General features: G+C 55.5%; 18 protein-coding genes and 1 pseudogene. 9 read left to right on the top strand and 10 right to left on the bottom strand.

All coding sequences use genetic code 11. The features are described from left to right. Nucleotides 1-403 precede the first annotated feature (403 nt). Entirely contained in the window at nucleotides 404-1204 is an 801-nt protein-coding gene (locus ACODR6_RS31580) for a GNAT family N-acetyltransferase (RefSeq protein ID WP_489026482.1), read from the top strand. Between the two features lie 193 nt (nucleotides 1205-1397). Here the strand turns inward: ACODR6_RS31580 and ACODR6_RS31575 are convergent, their stop codons facing one another. Continuing rightward, nucleotides 1398-2357, bottom strand: coding sequence for an alpha/beta hydrolase fold domain-containing protein (locus ACODR6_RS31575; RefSeq protein WP_489026480.1), 960 nt, complete (start codon nucleotides 2355-2357; stop codon nucleotides 1398-1400). 283 nt (nucleotides 2358-2640) lie between these two features. After that, nucleotides 2641-3267: a TetR/AcrR family transcriptional regulator gene (locus tag ACODR6_RS31570; protein WP_489026478.1), complete on the bottom strand. Its 627-nt coding sequence runs from the start codon at nucleotides 3265-3267 to the stop codon at nucleotides 2641-2643. Nucleotides 3268-3561: 294 nt separating this feature from the next. Between ACODR6_RS31570 and ACODR6_RS31565 the strand changes: the two genes are divergently transcribed. Next, nucleotides 3562-5028, top strand: coding sequence for a catalase (locus ACODR6_RS31565; protein WP_489026476.1), 1467 nt, complete (start codon nucleotides 3562-3564; stop codon nucleotides 5026-5028). Between the two features lie 385 nt (nucleotides 5029-5413). Here the strand turns inward: ACODR6_RS31565 and ACODR6_RS31560 are convergent, their stop codons facing one another. The 6 genes from ACODR6_RS31560 to ACODR6_RS31535 form a co-directional block, all read right to left on the bottom strand. Beyond that, on the bottom strand, nucleotides 5414-6298 hold the full coding sequence (locus ACODR6_RS31560) for an SDR family NAD(P)-dependent oxidoreductase (protein WP_489026474.1): 885 nt from the start codon (nucleotides 6296-6298) through the stop codon (nucleotides 5414-5416). A gap of 63 nt (nucleotides 6299-6361) precedes the next feature. After that, nucleotides 6362-7330, bottom strand: a complete 969-nt coding sequence (locus ACODR6_RS31555) for a quinone oxidoreductase family protein (RefSeq protein ID WP_489026472.1) — start codon at nucleotides 7328-7330, stop codon at nucleotides 6362-6364. Between the two features lie 54 nt (nucleotides 7331-7384). Beyond that, nucleotides 7385-7969: a TetR/AcrR family transcriptional regulator gene (locus ACODR6_RS31550; protein WP_489026470.1), complete on the bottom strand. Its 585-nt coding sequence runs from the start codon at nucleotides 7967-7969 to the stop codon at nucleotides 7385-7387. A 125-nt stretch (nucleotides 7970-8094) separates the two neighbouring features. After that, nucleotides 8095-8586 carry a tRNA (N6-threonylcarbamoyladenosine(37)-N6)-methyltransferase TrmO gene (tsaA, locus tag ACODR6_RS31545; RefSeq protein WP_489026468.1) on the bottom strand — a complete coding sequence of 164 codons (492 nt, stop codon included), beginning with the start codon at nucleotides 8584-8586 and terminating at the stop codon, nucleotides 8095-8097. Nucleotides 8587-8688: 102 nt separating this feature from the next. After that, entirely contained in the window at nucleotides 8689-10290 is a 1602-nt protein-coding gene (locus ACODR6_RS31540; RefSeq protein ID WP_489026466.1) for a GMC family oxidoreductase, read from the bottom strand. A gap of 169 nt (nucleotides 10291-10459) precedes the next feature. Continuing rightward, nucleotides 10460-11257: an SDR family NAD(P)-dependent oxidoreductase gene (locus ACODR6_RS31535; protein WP_489026464.1), complete on the bottom strand. Its 798-nt coding sequence runs from the start codon at nucleotides 11255-11257 to the stop codon at nucleotides 10460-10462. Nucleotides 11258-11518: 261 nt separating this feature from the next. Here ACODR6_RS31535 and ACODR6_RS31530 point away from each other — a divergent pair, with 261 nt between their 5' ends. Next, nucleotides 11519-12325, top strand: coding sequence for a mycofactocin-coupled SDR family oxidoreductase (locus tag ACODR6_RS31530; RefSeq protein ID WP_489026462.1), 807 nt, complete (start codon nucleotides 11519-11521; stop codon nucleotides 12323-12325). Between the two features lie 109 nt (nucleotides 12326-12434). Beyond that, nucleotides 12435-13646 carry an acyl-CoA dehydrogenase family protein gene (locus ACODR6_RS31525; protein WP_489026461.1) on the top strand — a complete coding sequence of 404 codons (1212 nt, stop codon included), beginning with the start codon at nucleotides 12435-12437 and terminating at the stop codon, nucleotides 13644-13646. 122 nt (nucleotides 13647-13768) lie between these two features. Here ACODR6_RS31525 and ACODR6_RS31520 read toward each other — a convergent pair whose 3' ends face one another. Next, nucleotides 13769-14131, bottom strand: a complete 363-nt coding sequence (locus ACODR6_RS31520) for an EF-hand domain-containing protein (RefSeq protein ID WP_489026460.1) — start codon at nucleotides 14129-14131, stop codon at nucleotides 13769-13771. Nucleotides 14132-14599: 468 nt separating this feature from the next. Here ACODR6_RS31520 and ACODR6_RS31515 point away from each other — a divergent pair, with 468 nt between their 5' ends. After that, entirely contained in the window at nucleotides 14600-15469 is an 870-nt protein-coding gene (locus ACODR6_RS31515; RefSeq protein WP_489026458.1) for a class I SAM-dependent methyltransferase, read from the top strand. 430 nt (nucleotides 15470-15899) lie between these two features. Here the strand turns inward: ACODR6_RS31515 and ACODR6_RS31510 are convergent. Beyond that, nucleotides 15900-16912 (bottom strand): annotated as a pseudogene (locus ACODR6_RS31510) (IS110 family RNA-guided transposase). Between the two features lie 76 nt (nucleotides 16913-16988). Here ACODR6_RS31510 and ACODR6_RS31505 point away from each other — a divergent pair. From ACODR6_RS31505 to ACODR6_RS31490, 4 genes are all read left to right on the top strand, one after another. Next, nucleotides 16989-18202 (top strand): IS3 family transposase gene (locus tag ACODR6_RS31505; RefSeq protein WP_489026488.1). Its coding sequence is split into 2 segments (ribosomal slippage): nucleotides 16989-17325 and nucleotides 17325-18202, totalling 1215 coding nucleotides; the frame shifts between segments, so codons are not numbered across the junction. A 325-nt stretch (nucleotides 18203-18527) separates the two neighbouring features. Next, complete coding sequence (locus ACODR6_RS31500; protein WP_489026456.1) at nucleotides 18528-20033, top strand: class I adenylate-forming enzyme family protein; 1506 nt, start codon at nucleotides 18528-18530, stop codon at nucleotides 20031-20033. A 304-nt stretch (nucleotides 20034-20337) separates the two neighbouring features. Further along, nucleotides 20338-21093: an alpha/beta fold hydrolase gene (locus ACODR6_RS31495; RefSeq protein ID WP_489026454.1), complete on the top strand. Its 756-nt coding sequence runs from the start codon at nucleotides 20338-20340 to the stop codon at nucleotides 21091-21093. 311 nt (nucleotides 21094-21404) lie between these two features. Next, entirely contained in the window at nucleotides 21405-22595 is a 1191-nt protein-coding gene (locus tag ACODR6_RS31490) for a thioredoxin family protein (RefSeq protein ID WP_489026452.1), read from the top strand. The last annotated feature ends 304 nt before the right edge of the window (nucleotides 22596-22899 follow it).

The raw sequence follows: 22899 nt of genomic DNA, 5'->3' as shown, positions 1-22899 counted from the left end.
CATCTACTCAATCACGAGCGAATGACAGAAAATGGCTATTCCACACGGAAATCCGAATAGCCGATCATCCAGCCAAGCCAAGTCTTCTAGGCAAGTTCGTGGCACGGCAATCGGCTTGAGCGTCGCCTCAGACGGCGGGCTCGGCCGGTCACTTTTGGCAACCGGGATGACAGGATGCTCATGGGGAAAGTCAGCGTTCCGTCAGCATCGAGTCCCCGGCGACCACTAGCGCGCATGCCTATCCGGCTCGCAAACCGGGACCGATGTGTGCGGTATCGCGTAGCGCACTTCCCAATAGGCTCAATTTCAACTGAAAGCAGCTATCTGGATCGTGTAATCCATAAAAGTTCGCGAGGTGCAAGGGTAGATCATCACATCGAATAGTAGAAAGGACTGTGCCACGATGGCGAACCAATCATTCGAAGTTACCGAGTCTGTGAGCCAACTCATTGACACATGGGAAAACATTGTCCTCGACTATGGAGCGGGCGACATATCTGACCGCAATTCGCTCGCGTTCCGGTGGGCAGACAGCAAATTCGCGTTCTTCAACTGTATCACACTGGTAGAGCAGCTCTCGAACGACGACGAGCTGAGCAAATGTTTCAGCACCGCCGCCCGCTATATGCAGGCAAGATCGGAACAAGGGTTCCTGTGGCTTTTCGAAGAGATGCTAGACGCCAAACTACGAAGCCGAATTCACGACGCAGCGAACGCCTCCGGACTGGACATCGCACTTACCGGCTACGGAATGGCTCTGAACGAAATCCCTTCGACCGAACCGAGCCACCCCGAGTTGACCTTTGCTCGTGTCAGTAGCGAGGAAGAACTCCTTCATTACGCCGATATCAATTCGCTTGCCTACGGTATGCCAATCGAGTCTGGACGAGATGGGTTCCGTGATTCGGATTTGTGGCGCAATGGAGCTTTTGCATACCTCGGCATGTGTGATGGTGAACCTGTCTCAGCAGCCGCGACCATCAACACAAACGGTCGCCTGTTTTTGGCCCTGGTAGCTACAAAACCCCAAATGCAGCGTAGAGGGTTCGGAGAAGCAACTGTACGCAAGGCGCTTTTCGAGGGTTCGAAAGCAACTGGCATAAAGCGGTCGGTTCTACACGCAACAGAGGCAGGTCGTCCTGTTTACGAGCGCATCGGTTATCACCAGACATCAACTATCCGATTCATGACGTTGAAATCATGATCTGACGGACACGTCTCAAGGTCCACATGACAACGAATCTGGCGGTCGTGGAAGCGCGCCGCCAGATTCTGTTTCGATTTATACCCGCCTGTTGGCGGAGCCGCGCTCTCCGAGATCTGTTCACGCCCTACTCGCGTCGGACGAGTGGGATCGCAACCTATATTGCAAGCATGTTGGCCCCCGCTCCGCCCGCTCATTTGCTTTTGCGCAGCAGCCTTTCGACCCAGGCCTGTCTAGCAGCGATACATGCTCGTGCGATGGCCGTTTCGGGCGCGATGTCGTAAAAGCCGTGAAATGCGCCACTCCATACGTGGAGTTCACACTCACCGCCGCCTCTGATGATCCGCGTCGCATAATCGATACACTCGTCACGGAAAACCTCGCATTGCCCCACGTCAATATAGGTTGGCGGTAGATTGGCCAGCTGTTGCGCTCGGGTTGGCGCGACATACTGCGAAACACGATCGCTCCCGTAATCACTGCCGAGAAGAGCCCGCCACCCTGTGCGGTTGCTCGTGCTATCCCACACCCCCACGCCGTCCAATGACATGGCCGACAGGCTCGAATTGGTGTCGTCGATCATCGGACATTGCAGAAGTTGTCCGAGCAGCGTCACTCCTCGAAGATCTCGCGCCATCAGTGCCACTCCGGCAGCCAACCCCCCACCCGCGCTGCCGCCGAATATGATTATTCGTTTGGGATCGATGTTTAGACTGACCGCGTTCGCGACCAGCCACATTAGCCCCGCGTAGCAATCGCTTACAGGAATCTCTCCCTGATACTCGGGCGCGAGCCTGTACTCGGGAGTGACGCAGACCACACCCAATTTCTCAACCCAATCTAACAGGACGCCGGCTCCTGCGAAGCGACTGCCCATAACCATCCCGCCGCCATGCAGGAAATAAATACAAGGGGATGGATGCGGTTTATCGCCGTTTGAAAGCACCGAGATGCACATGCGCGAGCCATCCTGCAACTGCGCGAAATGGTCATTGCATGAAACTTGCCTGTCACCAATGAACACGTCACGCGAGATATTCGAAAGACCCCGAAAATGGGGCAAGTCCTTCAAAGTCATTCCGAGCGGAACGTATCCTTTGAGACTCGGCAGTACAGCTTGTAGTTCGGGATCAAACTGAACGACGTTGGGCATTTTTGGCTTGCTCCATAAAAAGCACGATGTCGTGCTATTATATTGAAATCCAAATAAACGCAAATGCTTAAAGAATACGCTTTTTAAACGCACCACAGTCGCTTGGACTGCAACTGCCAGGCCGGAACGCCTGATCGGCTCTTGGCGCTCAGAGAGCCACCAACAGCCACGAGCGCACGAGACCGGTGTACTTATCGCGTCGAGGCGGTGATGATGGGATGCTACTATGGCGTCGCCATGCTGAGAGGACGTATGCCGCTGCTCGCCGGTCAGTACGACAGCTCTAATATGCGAACACTTCGACGAACACATTCCAGCGCTCGTCGAACAACGCCAAAGAGTCGATGTCCTGGCTCGGAGCGAGCCGGACCCGATTGTTCGCGCCCTCTAACAGATCGATCAATATCTGCAAGGGCGTAGAGGAATCAGAACCACGCAGATATCCGCCGGTCTGCGCGCTGTACACAGCATCTGCGAGCGGCTGGAGAGCGGAAGCCGACCAGAGGGCCAACTGCTCTCGCACTCCGGCGGAAAGCGCCGCCTCCGCCATGATAGACAAATATAATCCGGCGTACTGTCGCGCCGATCCGATCTCGAAGTACGTCCTCGCCTTTTCACGTAGAGCTGCGAGCGGATCAGCTTCTCCCTCACCCGCGGTTGTCAATCGTCGTCTAAAGGCCTCGGTATCCCGAGCGATGACGGCATCCAACAGCGCCTTTTTGTTAGGGTAACGACGGTATATGGTATGCTTCGATACCGCTAGGATGTCCGCGATCTCGTCAATGGTTGCCTTTGCGATGCCGAGGCGCGCGAAAGCATCACGCGCACCGTCCAGCACAATCTGATCGATTGTTTCTGCCTGCTTTTTTGGAGGTCTTCCAACCGCAGTACGATACTTTGTCGTTTTCACTATTATTGTACACCCACCTCGTCATCGTCTGCCCCAACCGCATCCGTAGACACTCTTGGATACAAAGAGACATGAACGTGCCTCAATAATGGATCGCGCGCACCTTACCAAGCCCTCGGCGCTCGGCAATTGTTTGACTATTTCGAGGAACGCGTGCTCTATCGCAGAGACAAAAGCTTACAAAATTCTACATTTTTCTGCTTCATCCATCTGATATCGTTCGAATATCCTCCATGCCAATGAGTTGTCCAGAATTCTTTGGCCAGCTCGTTTATCTCGCTTGAAGGATCGAATATGGATAAGCTCACGACCTCATTCGGCGCACCTGTCGCCGACGACAATAACACAATCACAACTGGCCCCCGCGGCCCGGCTCTTCTCCAGGACGTCTGGCTTCTTGAAAAGCTCGCGCACTTCGACCGCGAAGTCATTCCCGAACGCCGAATGCACGCAAAGGGAGCCGGTGCCTTCGGTTCATTTACTGTAACCAACGATATCTCGAAATTCACTCGTGCCAAGATCTTTTCGGCGGTCGGCAAGAAGACGGATTTGCTGGTCAGATTCTCCACTGTCGCCGGAGAGAGAGGAGCCGCCGACGCGGAACGTGATATTCGCGGGTTCGCCATAAAATTCTATACCGACGAAGGAAATTGGGACCTAGTCGGCAACAATACACCCGTGTTCTTCATCCGCGATCCACTCAAGTTTCCAGATCTGAACCATGCCGTAAAGCGCGACCCCCGGACCGGGATGCGCAGCGCCGAGAATAATTGGGACTACTGGACAAATCTGCCGGAAGCTCTGCATCAGGTAACGATCGTGATGAGCGATCGCGGGATCCCCAAGACGTGGCGGCACATGCATGGCTTCGGGAGCCACACGTACAGCTTTATCAACAATGCCAATGAGCGGTTCTGGGTGAAGTTCCATTTCCGGACCCAGCAGGGCATTGAGACACTCACCGATGAAGAAGCTACAGCGTTGATCGGCACCGATCGCGAAAGCAGCCAGCGCGACCTTTTTGTAAACATTGAGAATGGCAACTATCCACGCTGGACATTGTCTGTCCAGATAATGCCCGAGAAGGACGCCAACACCTATCATTTGAACCCATTTGACATAACGAAGGTATGGCCGAAGCGGGATTACCCGCTCATTGAAGTTGGGGTCATGGAACTCAATCGAAACCCCGAGAATTTCTTCGCGGAGATTGAGCAGGCAGCGTTCGCACCAAGCTCGATAGTTCCCGGCATCGGCTTTTCTCCAGACCGCTTGTTGCAGGGACGCCTGTTTTCATACGGCGACACGCAGCGGTACCGTCTAGGCGTCAATCATTCACAGATTCCGGTCAACGCACCGAAATGCCCGTTCCATAGCTACCACCGCGACGGTGCGATGCGTGTTGATGGCAATGGCGGGCGGAGACTCTCCTACGAACCCAATAGCTACGGGGAATGGGCCTCCCAGCCGGACTTTTCCGAGCCGCCGCTGCAGATTGAAGGGGCAATGGCTAGATGGAACCACCGGACTGACGACGACTACTACTCACAACCAGGTGACCTATTCCGGTTGATGTCGGCAGCACAGCAAAACGTGTTGTTCGAAAACACTGCGCGTGCGATCTACGGCGCGTCGGAGGCGACTATCCAACGCCACATCAAGAACTGCACCAGAGCAGACCCCGCGTATGGTGCCGGCGTGGCAAGCGCGATCGAACAGGTGCACCGGGCCAAAGACGACAAGACCGCTACACCGCGGTAGAGACCTCGGGCGAATTTCCTGCGCAACGGCGTTGCGCAGGAAAGGATCGCCGCCTTTCAAATTTTCATAGGGAAACCTGTTTTCAAAGCCAGCCGCATCGTTGAAAGTAAATCCAGATTGTCTGGTTAGCGTCAGAGTCGGCAGAACAATGCCTCGGTAGCTTATGCCTGCCGAGGCGGACGACCGCGGCTATTGCTCTCGGCCGATCGTGACATGCGGTCGTTCGTCCGCCTTGGCTCGCGTCAGCGACCGGGACTGATGGCCCGGCCGATGGTGACATCGGCCAAGCGGGGCGCTGGAGTTTGGAGCTTCTTAAAGGATCCTAGCCAAAGGGCGTTCCACACGAAAAAACGAGTAGCCCGATAGCCCGTCGCCGGCGATGTCTTCACGACTGACCGGTTGCATTCTCGAGCCAACTGAAATCCGCATCATCGGCGTCGGTCGATCGCGATACGTCTTCCCAGGCCGCCGCTAAGTCCGCGCGTTTCTGTTCGGCGGCCTTAAGTACAAACATTACATCCGATCCTAGAAGTAGATGAGCAGGGAGGGCATCGTGGGTGGGCAGAGAGACAATCGCCTTCGCCACCTTTTCAACGTCGCCCATTTCGTTGCCAGTGATTTGTTTGAGGGCCAGCAGAAACGCACCAGCTGCTTGGGTGTAGTCGGGCGTTGGCTCAGGGATATCGGAGAGGGCAACGTTTCCGAAGTTCGTTCTCATACTTCCCGGTTCTACCGAAATTACTTTGACACCGAATGGCGCGACTTCCTGAGCGAGCGCCTCAGTAAAATTTCCTACCGCCGCCTTCGCGGCGCAGTAGGCGGTCTGGCTGGGCATCCCCATCCGCCCGCCACCGGACGACACGTTGATTATCGTCCCATCTCTTTGCGAGCGCATTTCGGGGAGGACCACCCGAATGAGGTTTGCGACGCTTGTGAAATTTGTTTCTACGACGCGATCAAATTGTTCGGCACTCAGCTGTTCGAAGGCAGCAGTCTTCGTGTATCCAGCGTTGTTAATCAGAACATCGATTTTACCGAAGCGATCAAGGGCCGACCGAACCGCAGAGGCTATATTGGATCTATCCGTTACATCGAGGGGGACAAGATCGAGTGCGTTTCCGAAAGTCGCACGTAGCGCCTCAAGCGAAGAGATATCTCTGGCGGTCGCGACAGCATTGTCGCCTTGTCTCAGTACAGTCTCGACCAAAGCCCTTCCGAGCCCACCACTGCTCCCGGTTATAAACCACGTCTTCGTCACAATCTTCTTCATACTTGAGGCAGCCCAACGTCCGATGATGAAGCGGGCGCTCCGCAGGAACGCCCGCCTACTGGCTCAAGGAATAAGAAGGAGCTTTCCGGTTGTCTTTCGGCTTCCCATGTCGGCATGTGCCCGAGCGGCATCGGACAATGGGTACTCTGCGCCGACCTGCACCTTAATCTTTCCAGAGGTAACCCACTCGAAGAGCTGGCGAGAATGGAGTCGCAGCAACTCAGGCGAATATACGTGGTCGAAGAAGACTGCATAGCCAAGTTTGATGCTCTTAGGCAGAGACATGATGTCAAGTGGACCCGGGCCGCCCAAGACAGGCCCATACCAGCAGAACGTTCCGCCCCGTCGCAAAGAATCGAGGGACCCTTGGAATGTCGTTGGACCAGACCCGTCGAAGACCACGTGCACGCCTTTGCCTTCCGAAAGTCGCACCGCCTCTTCCGAGAAATTCCCTTCCGTGTCGACAATCACGTGGTCGGCACCAGCTTCCTTGGCAGCCGCGACTTTATCCTGAGACGAGACACGACCAATCGCGTGGCCTCCGCGCATTTTGACGATCTGGGTCAAAATCTGGCCGACACCGCCCGCGGCAGCGTGGATCAGAGCGTAGTCGCCTGGCTGAACAGGATAGAAGTCCGTTCCAAAGTGACTAGCGGTCAGCCCTTGCATCATGAGTGAGGCCGCTGTGCGATCATCGATTTCGTCAGGAACAGCTACAAGGGAATCCGCAGGCAGAACTACGTACTCTGCGTAGCTTCCCGGACCGTACACCCAAGCAACACGGTCACCCTCGGAAAACTCCTTTACTCCCTCCCCTACCGCAGCAACCTTGCCGGCACCTTCGACGCCAAGCGTTTTCGGGTTGGGCATCTCCGACCATGCCAAACCCTGCCGGACGCCGATATCCATGAAGTTGACGCCAGCAGCGGATATCTTTACGAGCACCATTCCAGGCCCCGGCTGTTCGATCGGTCGGTTAACATACTCAAGAGCCTCGGGTCCGCCGACTTCATTCATTACAACTGCTTTCACGTTAGTCTCCTTTAGACTTTATTTGAACGATCATTCCAGAATTGCCCAAAAAAATTAGATCAACGCCTTTATCGTAAGCCGGCCTAGTGCTCGGAGTTCTGCGTCACTCGCACCGCCGCGAGCAGCAACTCGGATCGAAGCAATGCTAGCAAGGATGAAGCCGGCAATCAGCGCAGGCTCCTCCTCAGCGAAGGATTCACTTTCTTCTTTGGCTTGTGCGATTTTTGCTTCGATTTGACTATGCAAGATCCGGCCATTTCGCTGGTGCATCTTGTTGAGTTGGGTGTTTGACTCTCCAAACTCGCAAATCGAACTGACCCCAAGGCATGGCTTTCGCGCCTCGTTGACAACGCGTTCAATAAGCGCGCGAATCCCATCGATAGCCTTGTTGCCTCGGCGCAACGCGGTCAAATGAGCAATCAGCTCGCCATCCGCGTAACGCTGAAGCGCCTCACAATATAGCTTCCACTTGTCGCCAAAGGTGTCATAGAGACTTTGGCGACCAATTTTCATTGCGCCAGTCAGCATTGAAGTGGAGGTTCCAGAATAGCCGTTTTGGCCGAAGACGCTGATAGCGACTTCCAGAACGTGCTCCCTATCGAATTCCTTCACTCTTGCCATAGAGGTGAAATAGGGCATCTGGATCGATCAGTCAAGAACGGCTTTGGATATTTTGTTATCCGGCCTCTTTCCTGTCGGCGACTTTCTTGAAACCTCCGACTCTTTAGCTCTGTCGACAGATTGCGACGTCCGCCGAGGCACTGCTATTCAATGTCCATCGGATGTACGCCCTTGGGGGGAGCGATGGGCTTGGACAATGACCGTTCAGGCTTCACGTCAACGAGTGGAGTGCCGTCGATGCAGTCCAAGCCACGTACCACGATCTTGTTGTCGGAAACACTCACGACTGTCACAATCGAGGTCCCGATTGGATTTGGTCTGAGCGGCGACCGTATGGAAAATGCGCCGTGCACTTCACCGTTGTTTGCCGGACTTTGCAAAACGATATCGCGACGAGATTCGTGCAACCAGTACAAAATCTCCAGCGAGGAATAGTTCTCAATCCCGGCTAGAGCCTTCGCCCACGGCTCGAAGACCTCAATAGTGCATTGCGGACCGCTCCTGTCGCCCTCTCGAGGAGTGTCTTCGCGGCGCTGCCACGGAGTATGAATTTTTCCGATAAAGTGCAACTCCGCGTCTCCGCTAGGAGGGAGGGGGACGGCGACTTCATTTTGGCGTGTAGCTTCCCGCACCATTTTGGATTCCTTTGAAAGCTGATGGATTTAACTTTGATTGTCCGGAACGCCGCGCCTCCAGCGACGGCGTTCCGGACTACCCTGGCGCAACCGAAGTGCGCCTCAATATCGAAACTCGGCCTCTGCGTCGCCGGGTTGCATGGTATATTTCAAAAGATCCTGCTGAAGGATATCGGCCGCCCGTTCACCTACCACGACGCACGGAGCCATCGTGTTTCCGGTTGGGATGCGGGGGAAAATTGAGCCGTCCGCGACTGTCAGATTGTCGATCCCGTAGACTTTCAATCGGCTGTCCACGACAGACATTTCGTCGCGACCCATCTTGGCAGTGCAGGTCTGGTGCCAGAAAGGAACGCCACTGAGCTTTACGAACTCGTCCAGGTCACCGGCGTATTTTCGTCCCGGAAGTACCTGCCGCTCATTCAGATTTCGTAGGGACGGTTGGTCACCAATCTCTCTGCAAAGCTCGACAATCTGTTTTGCCAATCGAATGTCATCAGCATGGCTGAGTGTATTCAATCGAAGCAAAACATTCGAGGATGGGTCGGCCTGCCGTAGCTTGACCTGTCCCCTGCTCTTGGGACGAGCGAGGCCCGCTACAAGTGACCAAGCGTTTTGCGAAATTTCGTTTGTCTGCGCGAGTTCCGGGCTGCAAATCGGAAATTCACCCTGACACATGATGACGTCAGGCGACGCGCCTTCGGAACCGAGGCTGGCGTAAAGTGTCGCCTCGCTTCCATTACCCCGAGCAGGCATATCGGACTTGAGCTGAAAGACGCTGGGAAAGCAGATGTGGTCTTGAAGGTTTTCGCCAACGCCCGGCAGATGACTGACAACATCGATCCCCAGTCGCCGTAGCTCATCGCTGTTTCCTATGCCCGACTGAAGCAGTATTCGAGGCGTGTTGATCGCCCCATTGCAAAGCACCACGTGCTGGGATGCTCGGAACCGCTGCAATTTGCCTTCCACGAGAACATCGACCCCAATGGCTCGGCCATTGTGCACCACTACACGGTGAACGTCGGCCCTCGTAAGAAGCGTGAGGTTCTCGCGGTTTTGCACCGGACGAAGATACGAGTCGTAGATTGTCATTCTCGACTTGCCGTCGGCGCGAACATCTGAAATCGCGGCACCATTTCGTTCTCGCATCATCAATCCGTTCGGATTAGCGAATGTCGGAATGCCCACGCAACTTGCGGCCTCCACAAGTGCAGGTGCCACCGGGTGCGGATCATCTGGCTGAAACACCTTTACGGGTCCACTGTTTCCACGCTCAGTGTCGGCCTTCCCCCTGTAGTCTTCTATCCGCTGATAGACCTTGAGAATGCTTTCATAGTTCCATGATGGATCACCGGACTCCTCGGCGTAATGGTCCCAGTCATCCTTATGTCCTCTGGCCCAAATCATTGCATTGATGCTGGAGCTGCCGCCCACAACCCGCCCCATGGACATCAGAAGGCTTCGGCCACCGAGACCAGGCTCTCCTTCGGCGTGAAACTTCCAATCGTGGTCACCTGCGAGGTTCTCCGGCCATCTTACCGCTTCGGTGATTGTGGACGTGTACTCCGCCCCCCCGCTTTCGAGGAGTAGGACGTTGATGTCGCGGTTTTCCGTCAAGCGGCGGGCAATGACCGATCCAGACGTTCCCGCCCCGCAAATGATCACATCGAATTCGGTCGAGCGCGCTATCGACGCAGCGTTCATCTTCCTGCTCCTGATTTTATAGCCGTTACTTGTTCTGCCCGAATGAAAAAATCGCGGGCCGTAAGTGTTATCTGCGCTCACTGTGACGTGTCGGTTTCTCGTGCCGCGTGTTCGACTACATTTGAAAGGCACAAACCGAACATTCTCGATTGCGTCGCCGCCCCTGGTCTTAGGCCAGCGTCCATGATGCCAATCGATTTGAGTGTGATCGAACCGCCCACCACAACGCCGCGTCTCCCAGAGGCACTCGAAGCGTTGGATTTTGATCTTCGACAAGCGCCATCAAAGTATCAATCGTCGACCGAGGATCCCCAATAGGCTCCCCTTTCAACGATATCGCAAGGCGGGCACGGGCTTGGCTGTACGCGTCGCTCGGCTGCGAATGCCTCATTGAGGCATTGGATGCAAAATCCGTGGCATATATACCGGGCTCCATTATCGATACCTTGATCCCCAAGTCCTTGACCTCATGATGGAGCGATTCGAACATCCCTTCGATTGCCCATTTCGACGAATTGTAGACTCCAAGCGTGGGCTGCCCGATAAGGCCACCTATGCTCGACACCGCAATTATGTGGCCGCTCGACTGAGCACGCATCAGGGGAAGCACGGATTGCGTCACCCACAATGCTCCGAAGACATTTGTATCGAAAAGCTCCCTCGCTTCGGCCTCGTCTACCTCCTCCAATGCACCGGTGAGGCAATAGCCCGCGTTATTAACGAGGACATCAATCCGGCCAAAGCGTTGGCGTGCCTGCTCCACCGCAGCTATTGCGTCCGATCGGAGACTGACGTTCAGCTTTACGATCAGCATCTGATCGCCGAAACGATTCTTGAGATCAGCGACACTATGCGGGTCCCGCACGGCGGTGACGACGTTGTCGCCGCGTTCCAACGCGGCCTCTGCCCACACGCGCCCAAAGCCGCGCGACGCACCTGTAATAAACCACACTTTCTGGGATCTCATCTTAGTCCTCCTAGCGACACTGCGAGAGCTAACATCGAGAATTGGTCTCTTCAATTTTGATCGGGTTACAGCTGAAACCAGTCGGTTGCTGTGCAAAGGCTCGGGACACAGCTCAAACGAGCGCGGCCTTCACACCGCACCGTCAAAGGCAAATTGCTTCTGAAATCTAAAATTCGGCGTCTGAAACATCCCGCCGACTCGGCACCCTTAACCTTGTTCTCGTGGAACGGCTCTGCCGTGTATCGAAAAAGGAGCGTTGCTATGCAGGACATGAGTGGAAAAGTGGTACTGGTAACAGGCGCTGGACGCGGGCAAGGGAGAAGTCACGCTATCCGCTTTGCCGAAGCGGGCGCGTCGATAATCGCCTTTGATATCTGCCGCCGCATCGAGGGCATAGACTATGACATGGCTTCGAGCGAGGACCTCGAAGAAACCGCAGAACTAGTAAGGGCGGCAGGCGCGGCTATTCAGACAGCGCACGTAGATATACGCCGCTTCGACGCAATGGCCTCTGCTTTAGACAAGTCTGTCGCAAAGCTAGGAGGCTTGGACGTTGTTGTCGCTAACGCCGGCGTCCTTTCAATGGAACGCGCGTCCGAAATCACGCAAAGCACATGGGACACGATAATCGATGTCAATCTCACGGGCACACAGAAGACCATACGAGCCTCTCTTCCCCATTTAGTTCGACGCGGTGGCGGTTCGATCGTTGCCATAGCTTCTGTTGCGGGACTAACAGGTTTGCCTTTCCTGGACGCCTACGTTGCCTCTAAGCACGGCATTGTCGGGCTGGTCCGCACGTTGGCTATAGAGCTTGCGGAACTAAACATCAGAGTAAATGCAGTGTGTCCAACCGGGGTCGCAGATACCGGGATGCAGCTAGGTCTTCGCGAAGATATTCTTGCGGCAGCAGGCGAAAAGCTACAATTCACGTACAAGAACGCATTCAAGAACGATCTTATCGACAAAGCGGATGTGAGCGCGGCCGTATTGTACCTCGCATCGAATGCGGCGCGGTCTATTACGGGCACCGCTCTAGCCGTTGACGCGGGCCTGCTGGCCCTCTGACACCGAAAGAGTGACCTCCCGGTTTAATGCGCGACATCGAGCACGCGAACGCGCCGCTCGATAAATCATGTGGCAACGGCCTGCTTCATGGCCGAGATACGAGGTAAACATGACCAGATCACAGCCGTCTCCCTCACACGCCGACAAACACCCACTCGTTGATGCCGCCTCTCGCTTAAGCAAGGATCTGCTAGAGTTGGGTCCGGAACTCGACATTTTAAGGCGACTTCCCGAACCCACACTCACGGCACTGAGGTCCGAGGGGCTCTTGCAAGCTCTGTTGCCCAAGAGTTTGGGTGGATATCAATGCGACTTAGAGACATTTTTCGACATCGTCCTTGCGATTGGGAAAACCGACGGCTCGGTGGCGTGGACCTATACGGTACTGTGCTGCGCGAGCTGGATGGTCTCCGCATTTTTCACGGACGACGTAGCTGATGAGGTTTTCAATAGTGGCAATCCGCTTTGTTGCGCTGTCATGGCACCAATCAGCATTGACGCCACGAAAGTGGACGGCGGCATCCTGATCAAAAACGCCAGATGGACATTCAACAGCGGAATTCACCATGCCGGCTGGGACGTAGTGGGTATCGCCACAACCAGCGCAGAATCTTCGGCAAGGGAAATGCATATAGCGCTTATTCCGACCGAAGATCTGGAGATCATAGACGACTGGCATACGGTGGGTCTCCGAGCTACCGGAAGCTGTTCGGTGGTTGCGAGCAACGTGTTCGTACCGGACAAAAGGATAGCGGCACACTCGAAAATTCTAACAGCAGATTATCCGGAGTCCTCGTTCACCGCTCCGCTGTACTCCCTTCCGGTCGTTCCTACCGTTATGATACAGATGGTGCTACCGTCTATTGCGATCGCTCGCGGAGCCGTCGAGGCGTTCCACGATCTCTCGGCCAGCCGCGGTATTCCGTCGACACTCTACAGGAGACAGAATGAGGCTGCCGTCACGCACATGCAGCTCGCCGAAGCTTCTGCCAAAATCGATGCCGCAGAAACGATTATTAGAACGGCGATGAGAGAGTTGGGACAAGCCGCAAGAGCGGGCGACGCAACCCCCACCTTACAGCGCGCTCGAATGTGGCGCGACGTAGGATTTGTCGCGAAGCTTGCCTGGGAAGCCACCGATCTCCTCGCTAGCGCGTCGGGCGGAAGCTTCGTACGCGAAACTCATCGTATGAACCGCTATTGGCGAGATGCTAAAGTGGCAACTTCTCATGCTGCGTTGTGCACGGCAACGACGTTCGAGACATACGGACGTCTGTGGTACGGCCTAACGTCCAACAGCCCTCTTTTTCCGAGTGATTGACGATCCTGTTTATGCCAAGCGAATTTGGCGTGCTGTAGCTTAGCCTGTTCCTATATTGCAGGAGAGTTGATTTGAATGCGGTGCTGCCGACAAAAGCGGCACCGCGCGATAGCAAAAAGGAGCTAAACCGCAGGACCCTGCTCATCCAAAAGCACAGCTGCTGCAGCGAGAGCAGACGCATCGCCTTTGAGATTGAGGTAACCTATGATCGAATTCAAACTCGGGTCACAGAGAGACGCCGGCATCAGTACGCCGGTCGAATTCATTTCGTCGCGGTCGACGTTGCCGTCGCCGTCATGATCCATTCGCTCGTTCATATCGACCGTCGGCTTGCCTTGGTCATCCATTTTTAGGCCGGGCATAAGCACTTCGTTGAACGATTTAAACTCATCGGAGTCGAGTTTGTTGTCCCCGTTGCGGTCGCATTTTGTGAATGCGTTGTTGAGCATTTGTGACAATGGGGTGGAATCTACCTTAGTGGTCATACGTCATCCTATCAACGTGCCATGATTTCACTGAATGCGAAGTTGCCATTGTATTCTTGAGCAAAGCTTGCGGTGCGGTGTGTGCGTTCGTCTCTGAAACGCAGACGTGCATCTTTCGCATAAAGGCTCGCCGTCTCGAATGCCAAGGGCCCGCGGAGCGTCAGCTTGTTGCGGACTGCGGCAAACCAAGCAAGTGAAATCGGAGCGTAACGCGAGAAGTTCGCAATATCGTGTTCAACGGAGACGCTGGTGAAAGCGCTGCAACGACGGCACCGCTATCTAATCTCCCGACCGCAAGCAAAATGAACGGGCATCATTGCAGACACGCATAATCACTCGACAACAATGCCGTCGCGCTATGCTGTGACTGCTCCGAAATCAGGATCGGCCACCCCGCAGATACTGCACTTGCCAACTTGATGACGGAATGCCCCGCAAGTTTGCGCACCCGAAAAACCGAGGATCAAGATGAAACAGACCGGCACCCCTCCATCCCTCCTTGCGAACGGAACTCCAAGCCCTACAGCGCAATGGGTGGCGACATTACGCGCGGTGCACGGTATACTCGACGAGCCAACTTTGCTCACCGATCCGCTTTCGTTGAGGTTACTTGGGCCTGAGGAAGAGCGAGCGGTACGCGATAATCCGTTTCAGTACAACGATCCGTTTACACGCTTCCTGAGAGCGAAGGTCGTCGTCCGGACGAAGTTGGCCTTGGACAGTCACATCCGAGCAATAGCTGCCGGGATAGAGCAGCACGTGCTATTGGGCGCGGGCCTGGATACCTTCGCCTATGGGCAGGCATTTTCGGTAGAAAAGTTGCGTATCTTCGAAGTAGACCACCCAGCCACGCAAGACTGGAAGAAGCAACGGCTTTCCCACGCCGGGATCCAGGTCCCAGAAAATGTGACATTTCTTCCTTGCGATTTCGAGACCGAAGAGCTTCCGCGCGTCTTGGCGGCGGCAGGCTTCGACAAAGGCAAGCGAACCTGTATTTCATGGTTGGGCGTCACACCCTACCTCTCAAACGATTCAATATCCTCGGTTCTCAACTTCGTCGCTAATCTCCCGCGCGGCAGTTCAATTACGTTCGATTTCCACACCTCGGCGACTAATCCGCTGGAGCGGGCGCTTCTCGAGATTGGCGCGGACCGCGTCGGTGCCAGGGGAGAATATTTTAAGTCGAGCTTCGACTCTGATGCGTTGCTCGCAACCCTTCAGCACGCAGGCTTTAGTGCGGTCGAGTTGTGGGACCCGCCGAAATTGAACTCCATGTATCTCGCAAACCGGAGAGACGGGCTTTGTACAATTGCGAGCATCGCAAGCGCTTCGGTTTAACGATCGCACGTTACGGACGGACTATTACCGAGAGTAATGGCCGTGCCATCGCAGCGAAGGTAGTTTCTGAGGCGGCGATCTCGAGACATTGTGCGGAATGAGTGATCCCAGGCATATCAGCATGAACTGCCCCCACTTTCGACCGGACACTCAGCATAAGCAGGAAGGCTCAAGCACAGGCTTGAGGATATGTGTGGACGCCTCCGGGTGCGCAAGAAGAATCTTTGTTTGACGGCGTCGAAGTTTGGTGCGGACATGTGTTCGGCTTCTTTTGCGGCGAAGCACCGCCGCCAGCCAGTATGGATTACGCAAGCTCGATCCACTTCAGGCTTACGTGCTGTCAGCACTTATCCTCAATCTGGTTCTCCGAGCCCCGTTCAAACTCTTCGGCCATGCAATCCTTAGACCTTCATTGCTGCGCGGGAATTCGTCAGGCTGGCTGCATGTAAGACCCTCCGTGCTTTAGAATTGCCCAGGCGACGCGAGCCATCTTGTTCGCTAGCGCTACGATCGCGAGCATCGGTGGCTTTCTGTGGAGGATGCTGGCAAGCCAAGCGCTTGGCTTGATCTTCCCACGCCTTACCCAAGAAACGACGGCACTGGCCCCCATGATCAGCAGACGTCTGAGCGTCCGTTCGCCCATCTTGGATATTCGTCCAACCGCTGCTTTCCTCCGGTGGATCGCTCGAGCGGGGTTAAGCCAACCCATGCCGCGAAGTCACGTCCCTTCCGGAAAGTCGCCGGATCGGGAGCCAGGGCCGCGATTGCTGCCGCTGTCACAGGTCCGATCCCTGGCACAGAAGTCAATCGACGCGCATCAAGGTCGTCACGCGCCCGCTTTTGGATTTCCCTGTCGAACTCTGTTAGCTGGGCTTCACACGATGAGAGATGCTGCCATAGTGAACGCAGGATGCCTTGAGCTGCGGGCGGCAGATTATCATCACTCTCGATAACCTCCTGCATCTTTGCAGAAGCGGCGGCACCCTGAGGGAAGATGTAACCAAATTCCGCCAAATGGCTTCGTATCGCATTCAGAAGCTGGGTCTTCTGGCGTACCACCAGATCTCGTGCGCGAAAGACAATACTCGCGGCCTGCGATGCCTCACTCTTCACATGAACGAAGCGCATGTCCGGCCGCTGCGCCGCCTCCGCGATGGCCTCGGCGTCAGCAGCATCGTTCTTCTGCCTCTTCACAAACGGCTTGACGTAATCCGGAGGTATCAGAAGCACTTCATGCCCCAACTCTTGCAGCTGCCGCCCCCAATAATGCGCGGTGCCGCAAGCCTCCATCGCTACCCGGCAGTGGGGAAGTGACATCAGCAGCGTGATGAGTTGTGCTCGCCGGACCTGTCGGCGGAAAACGACATGTCCGTCTGCAGCTACGGCATGCAGTTGGAAAACATGCTTGGCGACATCCAAGCCGATGAGAACGATCTGGGTCATTGGGTCAACCTCCTGGTGCTGGACATCCTCGATACTGCCACAAGGTGGCGAAGGAGGCGTCCACTCCATCAGGCTTATGTCTAACGAGTGTCGACATGTTGATCTGATGATCGGTGACGTCCGGCGTCGACGCTGGACAACGGAACGCAAACTGCAGATCATCGAGGAAAGCTATGCCGCCGGGGAGAGCGTTTCCTCTGCGGCGCGGCGACATGGAGTTGCGCCAAATCTTCTGTATCGCTGGCGTCGGCTCCTGAGCGAGGGAGGTGCGGTGGCTGTGGATTCCGATGAACCCGTGATCGGCACTTCCGAAGTGAAGAAGCTGGAAGATCGCGTGCGCGAGCTTGAGCGCATCCTCGGGCGTAAGACGTTGGAGAACGAGATTCTCCGCGAAGCTCTTTCCAAAGCCCACTCAAAAAAACCGATATCGCGGCCGATCTTGTTGCCGAAGGACGGTTCCCGATGAAGACCGTGGCGGACGTCCTGGGCGTATCACGTTCCAATCTCGCCGAGCGTCTCAAAGGTAAGTCCAAGCCGCGTGGGCCCTATCTCAAAGCGGACGACGCAGAGCTGCTGCCTGCTATTCGTAGGCTCGTGGATGCTCGGCCGACCTACGGCTATCGGCGGATCGCTGCCCTTCTCAACAGGCAGCGGCGAGCCGCCGATCTGCCACCTGTCAATCGCAAGCGGGTTCACCGCATCATGGCCAATCATGCCATGATCCTTGAGAAACATACGGCGGTGCGGATAGGCCGTGTCCACGACGGCAAGGTTATGGTGATGCGGTCTAACCTTCGCTGGTGCTCGGACGGCCTTGAGTTCACCTGCTGGAATGGCGAGGTGGTCCGTCTCGCGTTCATCATCGATGCTTTCGACCCGGAAATCATCTCATGGGCAGCTGTCGCCAATGCCGGAATATCCGGCTCCGACATCAGAGACATGATGTTGGAGGCTGTCGAGAAGCGCTTCGGCACAACCCGCGCCCCGCATGCCATCGAACATCTGTCTGATAACGGCAGTGCATACACCGCGAGGGAGACCAGGCTGTTTGCCCAAGCCCTCAACCTGATCCCATGCTTCACGCCCGTTGCCAGCCCTCAGTCCAACGGCATGTCGGAGGCTTTCGTCAAAACCCTGAAGCGGGACTATATACGCATCTCACCCATTCCGGACGCCGAAACAGCTCTCCGGAAGATCGACGGATGGATCGAAGACTATAATGAAAGCCATCCACACTCAGCGCTGAAAATGGCCTCCCCAAGGGCGTTCATCAAAGCATTGTCTCAATAGCTGATCTGTCCGGCGAAATGGGGGGCACTCCACAGCATCTGTCGCGTCTCCGTGGTTAGGCGGCGTGACTGAGATCAATAGCAAAGTTGAAACAGGGGCGTGGCTTGGATTCGCCTTGCAACCATTTAACGAGCGCCTGCCATATCGTCGGAGACCGGATTGGCGCTTTGAAATGCTGACGCTGACGCAAAGAAGCGGCACCGATCCGGACCTCGTTCCAGCCATGCGAATATTGCGATCGTAACCTTTTTCGTCGAGTCTTGCATTCGGGATCGAATTTGGACAGGCCAAGATCATCGCCTCTCGCGAATGAAAGGTGAGTAACATGGATCCCATTGAGGTACTGCTCAATAAGGTTACCTGCAATCCGAACGATGTCGCGTACTATTTCGAGGAAGACCATTGGTCCTATCTGAGATTGATGAGCGACGTGGACGCGGCCGCAAACTTCTTGGCGGCGATGGGCGTTCGAAGCGGAGATCGGGTAGCTTTACATCTTCCCAACTCTCCTCAGCTTATTTCAGGCTTGCTCGGTTGCTTTCGTATCGGAGCGATAGCACTGCCCCTCAACAACAGGTTCAAAGCGCGAGAAGTGTCAGTTGTGCTGGAGCGCGCGCGACCAAGCTACTATATCGGAAGTTCGGCATTCGAATTCGAGATCGCCAAAATCAGCACCGACATTCTGCCTCTCGACCGGCGGCTGTTGCTCGACCGCCTGGACGGTACCTATGAGTGGCCGGGAGCGCCTACGGCTGAATACGGTTCGCCTGCTTCGTTGTTATATCCCGATTGCCCCGCTTTGCTTCTTCCGACATCAGGGACTACCGGAGATCCAAAGATCGTAATCCACACGGCATCGACCCTTTCGGCGATCATCGCTCGATACGAAGGTCTTGGCTTGCTTTCGGACGACGTGATGTTGAACGCAAGTCCGATGGTTCATGCTGGTGGTCTTTTCAATTTTCTTGCAAGCCTTGCTCGCTCAGGTCCGATGGTAATGATCCGAAATTTCGAGCCACACAGTTTTCTCGATGCTTTGGAAGCACAGCGGTGCACTTGGTTCAAGGGGCTCCCCTTTATGTTCGACCAGTTGATTACTGCACAAGCGGATAGGCCGCGGGATACATCGTCATTGCGTTGCGCAGTCAGTTCAGGCGATGTATGCACCACGCGGACACAGCGAGAATTTGAAAGCGCATTCGGATGCCGAATGTTTACGGCATGGGCGTCTACAGAGGCCGCAACAAGCCTGAGTATCAGCTTTGCAAAAAGGTCCTCGTTCGTAATTCCCGACACCAGTTGCGTTTTTCTTGACAACGGGTCGGAGTCACCGACGCCCGGCGACGAGGGAGAATTGGTCGTCAGCGGACCAAACGTGTCGCCTGGCTATTGGCTGCATCCGGGAGAAGTCCTCGAAAATAGAGACGGTCAGTTTCACACCGGCGATCTGATGCGGCGGCTACCGTCCGGCGAGCTCGAGTTCGTCGGACGCAAAAAGAACCTGATCATACGCGGAGGCTCCAACATCTCGCCGGTGGAAGTCGAGAACGCATTGAAGCTGAGCCCCGTTGTTAAGGATGCGGCGGTCTTCGGTATCCCGGACGCTATGCTTGGCGAGAAGGTCGGAGCCTTGATCGAGCTTTCTACAGCAAGCAAGGGGACACTCGAAGACGCCCTCGCCTGCACTCGCGCCAACTTAAGTGAATATAAAGTCCCTGAGATCTGCCTGACTGTGAGCGCTTTGCCACGAGGTGCAAATGGCAAGATCGATCGGGCGGCGCTGCTCCCGCTGTACCAAAGTGGCGCGCTAGCTCGTGCGTTGGCGAGCTAAGCTATACGCAGCCAATCACTGTGGCCGCCGCAACTTAAGTTTCGGCTGCCACAGGCCGATTATGTCGTGACAAGCTCCATTCTCGGCAACGGCGATGCAAAGAATCTAATTTGTGTCGCTCTGTATTTTGCACCGAGCCGCATACAGTAAGTTACCGTTCCTTTCCAATTCGGACATAAGCCAGATACGATTCCGTCTTTAGATCAGCGTGTCTTACGGCCCCGCCAGGGGCGAGGCACGGAAGCTGCGCTCGGAACGGGCAAAGTTTCTTCCCATTGATATGCGTTATAGGAAGCGAATTGACATGAAAAATTACCCTCTGATCCTTTCGCTCGCAGCAGCAGGCCTCGTTGCGACGACGTCTGCCCACGCGACAGAAATCAAAAACATCGTGGTAGTCCATGGCGCGCTCGCCGACGGCTCCGGATGGAAGGACGCCACCGAAATTCTGGAAAAGCGAGGCTTCAATGTAACGATTGTTCAGGAGCCAATCACGTCCCTGGCCGACGACGTTGCAGCGACCAAGAGAGTACTTGACCTGCAGGATGGGCCCGTGCTGCTGGTTGGCCACAGCTATGGAGGAATGGTCATCACTGAAGCCGGTCGGGATGAAAAAGTCGCTGGACTGGTTTATGTCGCCGCGTTTGAGCCGGACGAGGGCGAGAGCTTGATCAAGGCTGCGAGCGCGGTGCCCGCGGGTAAGATGAATATCCGTGAAACGAAGGACGGCAAATATCTCTACCTGGATCCATCGGCATTTGCCGCGGATTTCGCTGCCGACCTTCCGAAGGAAAAGTCTTCGTTCCTTGCGAAGTCCCAGGTTTTCGCCTCCAAGGAGGCCTTTTCGGAGGCCGTCGGGGTGCCGGCCTGGAAGACGAAGAAGAGTTGGTCGATCGTGGCAACAGAGGACCATTCCATCAATCCGGAACTGGAGCGAATGATGGCAAAGCGGGCCGGCAGTGATGTTACCGAGATCAAGTCGAGTCACGCGGTGTTTATGTCTCAGCCCAAGAAGGTGGCAGATGTCATCGAGAGCGCCGCAAAAGCACTCAGCAAATGACCGGCGGGAGTCGCTACGAGCTTGATTGAGCGGCATAGCCATTCACTTGGCATTGCGACACGAGCTATTGCAGGTTTGTGAACACAATATCCCGCGGCCGCCGTCATTTTTGACGGCGGCCAAGCTGTAACAGAAGCTAGTCGACGCCCCCTTGCAATCGTCGATCGACGGCATCGTTTTGGCAGTGACGGATGCGGCACATGCCAGTGTATGACGTGACCGCAACAATATTGTGTTACAATTATCGCCCATTTTGGACACAGTGCCGATACTTCGCGCTGTGAAACTCCCTCCAGATAAGGGAGTTCAGTATGACTAAGACTATCGCGCAGTACAGTTCAACTCCGGCGTTGGGCATCGCCAAAAGGCCAAGCAGTCCTCAACTGCGTTTGGGGCGCAAATGGTACCTCGATTGGAAACCCTTCGCCAAGCCGTTGGCGTTGGCCGCCTGCGCAGCCTTGGGAATCTGCAGCACATCCGTTGCAGGTCCCTTGGACGACCAGCGTTCCTCCGACGTTGGCTTGCCGACGACATCAATTCAAATCGAAGGCCCCAAACCAAGCATCGACGGCGCAACGAATTGGTTGAACTCCGGGGCACTTTCGATGTCGAAACTGAAGGGCAAGGTCGTTCTAGTCGATTTCTGGACCTATTCCTGCATCAACTGCATCAGAACACTCCCCTACATCCGAGCGTGGTCAGACAAGTACAAAGCCGCCGGTTTGGTGGTAATCGGCGTTCACTCGCCAGAGTTCGCATTCGAGAAGAAGGTGTCTAACGTAGCTACCGCTCTCGAGCGCTTTGACATCAAATATCCGGTCGCAGTCGACAGCGACTTCAATATCTGGCGCTCGTTCGAGAATAAGTACTGGCCAGCTGTCTACTTGTTGGACGCTGATGGGCGTGTCAGGTACCACCAATTCGGCGAAGGCGCGTACGAGGAGACTGAAGCCGCAATTCAAAATCTGCTCAAGGTAGACGGTGCGTCTGATCTTGATGAGCGTAAGCCCGCACCTGAAGCCGTAGCGGAGGAAGTGCGAGCAGACTTCTCGAATGTTCGTTCGGCTGAAACATACTTGGGGTACCGCGAGGCGAAGAACTTCATTTCCGCTGGCGGCCTCCGTCCCAATCACCGCCAGAGCTACTCTGCCCCCGCTCCGGAGTTAAACGAATGGGGGCTCACAGGTGAATGGACAGTCGGGTCAGAGTCAGCTGTATCGAGCGCCGCCAACGCCGAAATTGCTGTAAGATTCAGTGCCCGAGATCTGCATCTCGTGGCGGGGCCACAGTCGGCTTCAACGCCGATCCGCTTCCAGGTTCTTATCGACGGCAATCCTCCGGGAGCGGATCACGGGGCGGACATCGACGAAATGGGTTTTGGCTCAATAAAACAGACGCGGCTCTACAATCTTGTTCGCCAACGTAACGTAACCGACGAGCGCACCGTCACAATTCGCTTTTTGAGCGCCGGTGCTAAGGCTTACGTCTTCACTTTCGGCTAAAGAAGCGGCTTTTTACGGCCAAAACGACGTGGGCCACGCGGTAGACGCGCACAATACCTCAACTTGAAGACATCTACTGTCGTTTTGGCCGGAATCCGATCAAAATATTCGGGTAGGCTTACCGATTGCGCCTGTAGTCAGTTGATCACGAGAGGTCTGTCTATGCCTATGGCCGCGTCAGCGCATGGCCTTTCTGGCATTGCCGCTGCCACTTTCCCGACCGGGGTCAGACTTGCTGCCATCCGGCCTGCCGGTAGCGAGCCGCGCCCCGCGACACTGAGATACTGGATACGATCATGCGCCT

The organism is Rhizobium sp. FG96 (assembly GCF_057808655.1).
This window is presented reverse-complemented; position numbering and strand designations above follow the sequence as displayed.

Bases quoted from the DNA above. Each gene is read 5' to 3' on its own strand.
- ACODR6_RS31575 (WP_489026480.1), bottom strand. From the start codon at position 2,357: ATGCCCAACGTCGTTCAGTTTGATCCCGAACTACAAGCTGTACTGCCG.
- ACODR6_RS31495 (WP_489026454.1), top strand. From the start codon at position 20,338: ATGAAAAATTACCCTCTGATCCTTTCGCTCGCAGCAGCAGGCCTCGTT.
- ACODR6_RS31540 (WP_489026466.1), bottom strand. From the start codon at position 10,290: ATGAACGCTGCGTCGATAGCGCGCTCGACCGAATTCGATGTGATCATT.
- ACODR6_RS31535 (WP_489026464.1), bottom strand. From the start codon at position 11,257: ATGAGATCCCAGAAAGTGTGGTTTATTACAGGTGCGTCGCGCGGCTTT.
- ACODR6_RS31520 (WP_489026460.1), bottom strand. From the start codon at position 14,131: ATGACCACTAAGGTAGATTCCACCCCATTGTCACAAATGCTCAACAAC.
- ACODR6_RS31500 (WP_489026456.1), top strand. From the start codon at position 18,528: ATGGATCCCATTGAGGTACTGCTCAATAAGGTTACCTGCAATCCGAAC.
- ACODR6_RS31530 (WP_489026462.1), top strand. From the start codon at position 11,519: ATGCAGGACATGAGTGGAAAAGTGGTACTGGTAACAGGCGCTGGACGC.
- ACODR6_RS31565 (WP_489026476.1), top strand. From the start codon at position 3,562: ATGGATAAGCTCACGACCTCATTCGGCGCACCTGTCGCCGACGACAAT.
- ACODR6_RS31550 (WP_489026470.1), bottom strand. From the start codon at position 7,969: ATGCCCTATTTCACCTCTATGGCAAGAGTGAAGGAATTCGATAGGGAG.
- ACODR6_RS31515 (WP_489026458.1), top strand. From the start codon at position 14,600: ATGAAACAGACCGGCACCCCTCCATCCCTCCTTGCGAACGGAACTCCA.
- ACODR6_RS31580 (WP_489026482.1), top strand. From the start codon at position 404: ATGGCGAACCAATCATTCGAAGTTACCGAGTCTGTGAGCCAACTCATT.
- ACODR6_RS31560 (WP_489026474.1), bottom strand. From the start codon at position 6,298: ATGAAGAAGATTGTGACGAAGACGTGGTTTATAACCGGGAGCAGTGGT.
- ACODR6_RS31490 (WP_489026452.1), top strand. From the start codon at position 21,405: ATGACTAAGACTATCGCGCAGTACAGTTCAACTCCGGCGTTGGGCATC.
- tsaA (WP_489026468.1), bottom strand. From the start codon at position 8,586: ATGGTGCGGGAAGCTACACGCCAAAATGAAGTCGCCGTCCCCCTCCCT.
- ACODR6_RS31525 (WP_489026461.1), top strand. From the start codon at position 12,435: ATGACCAGATCACAGCCGTCTCCCTCACACGCCGACAAACACCCACTC.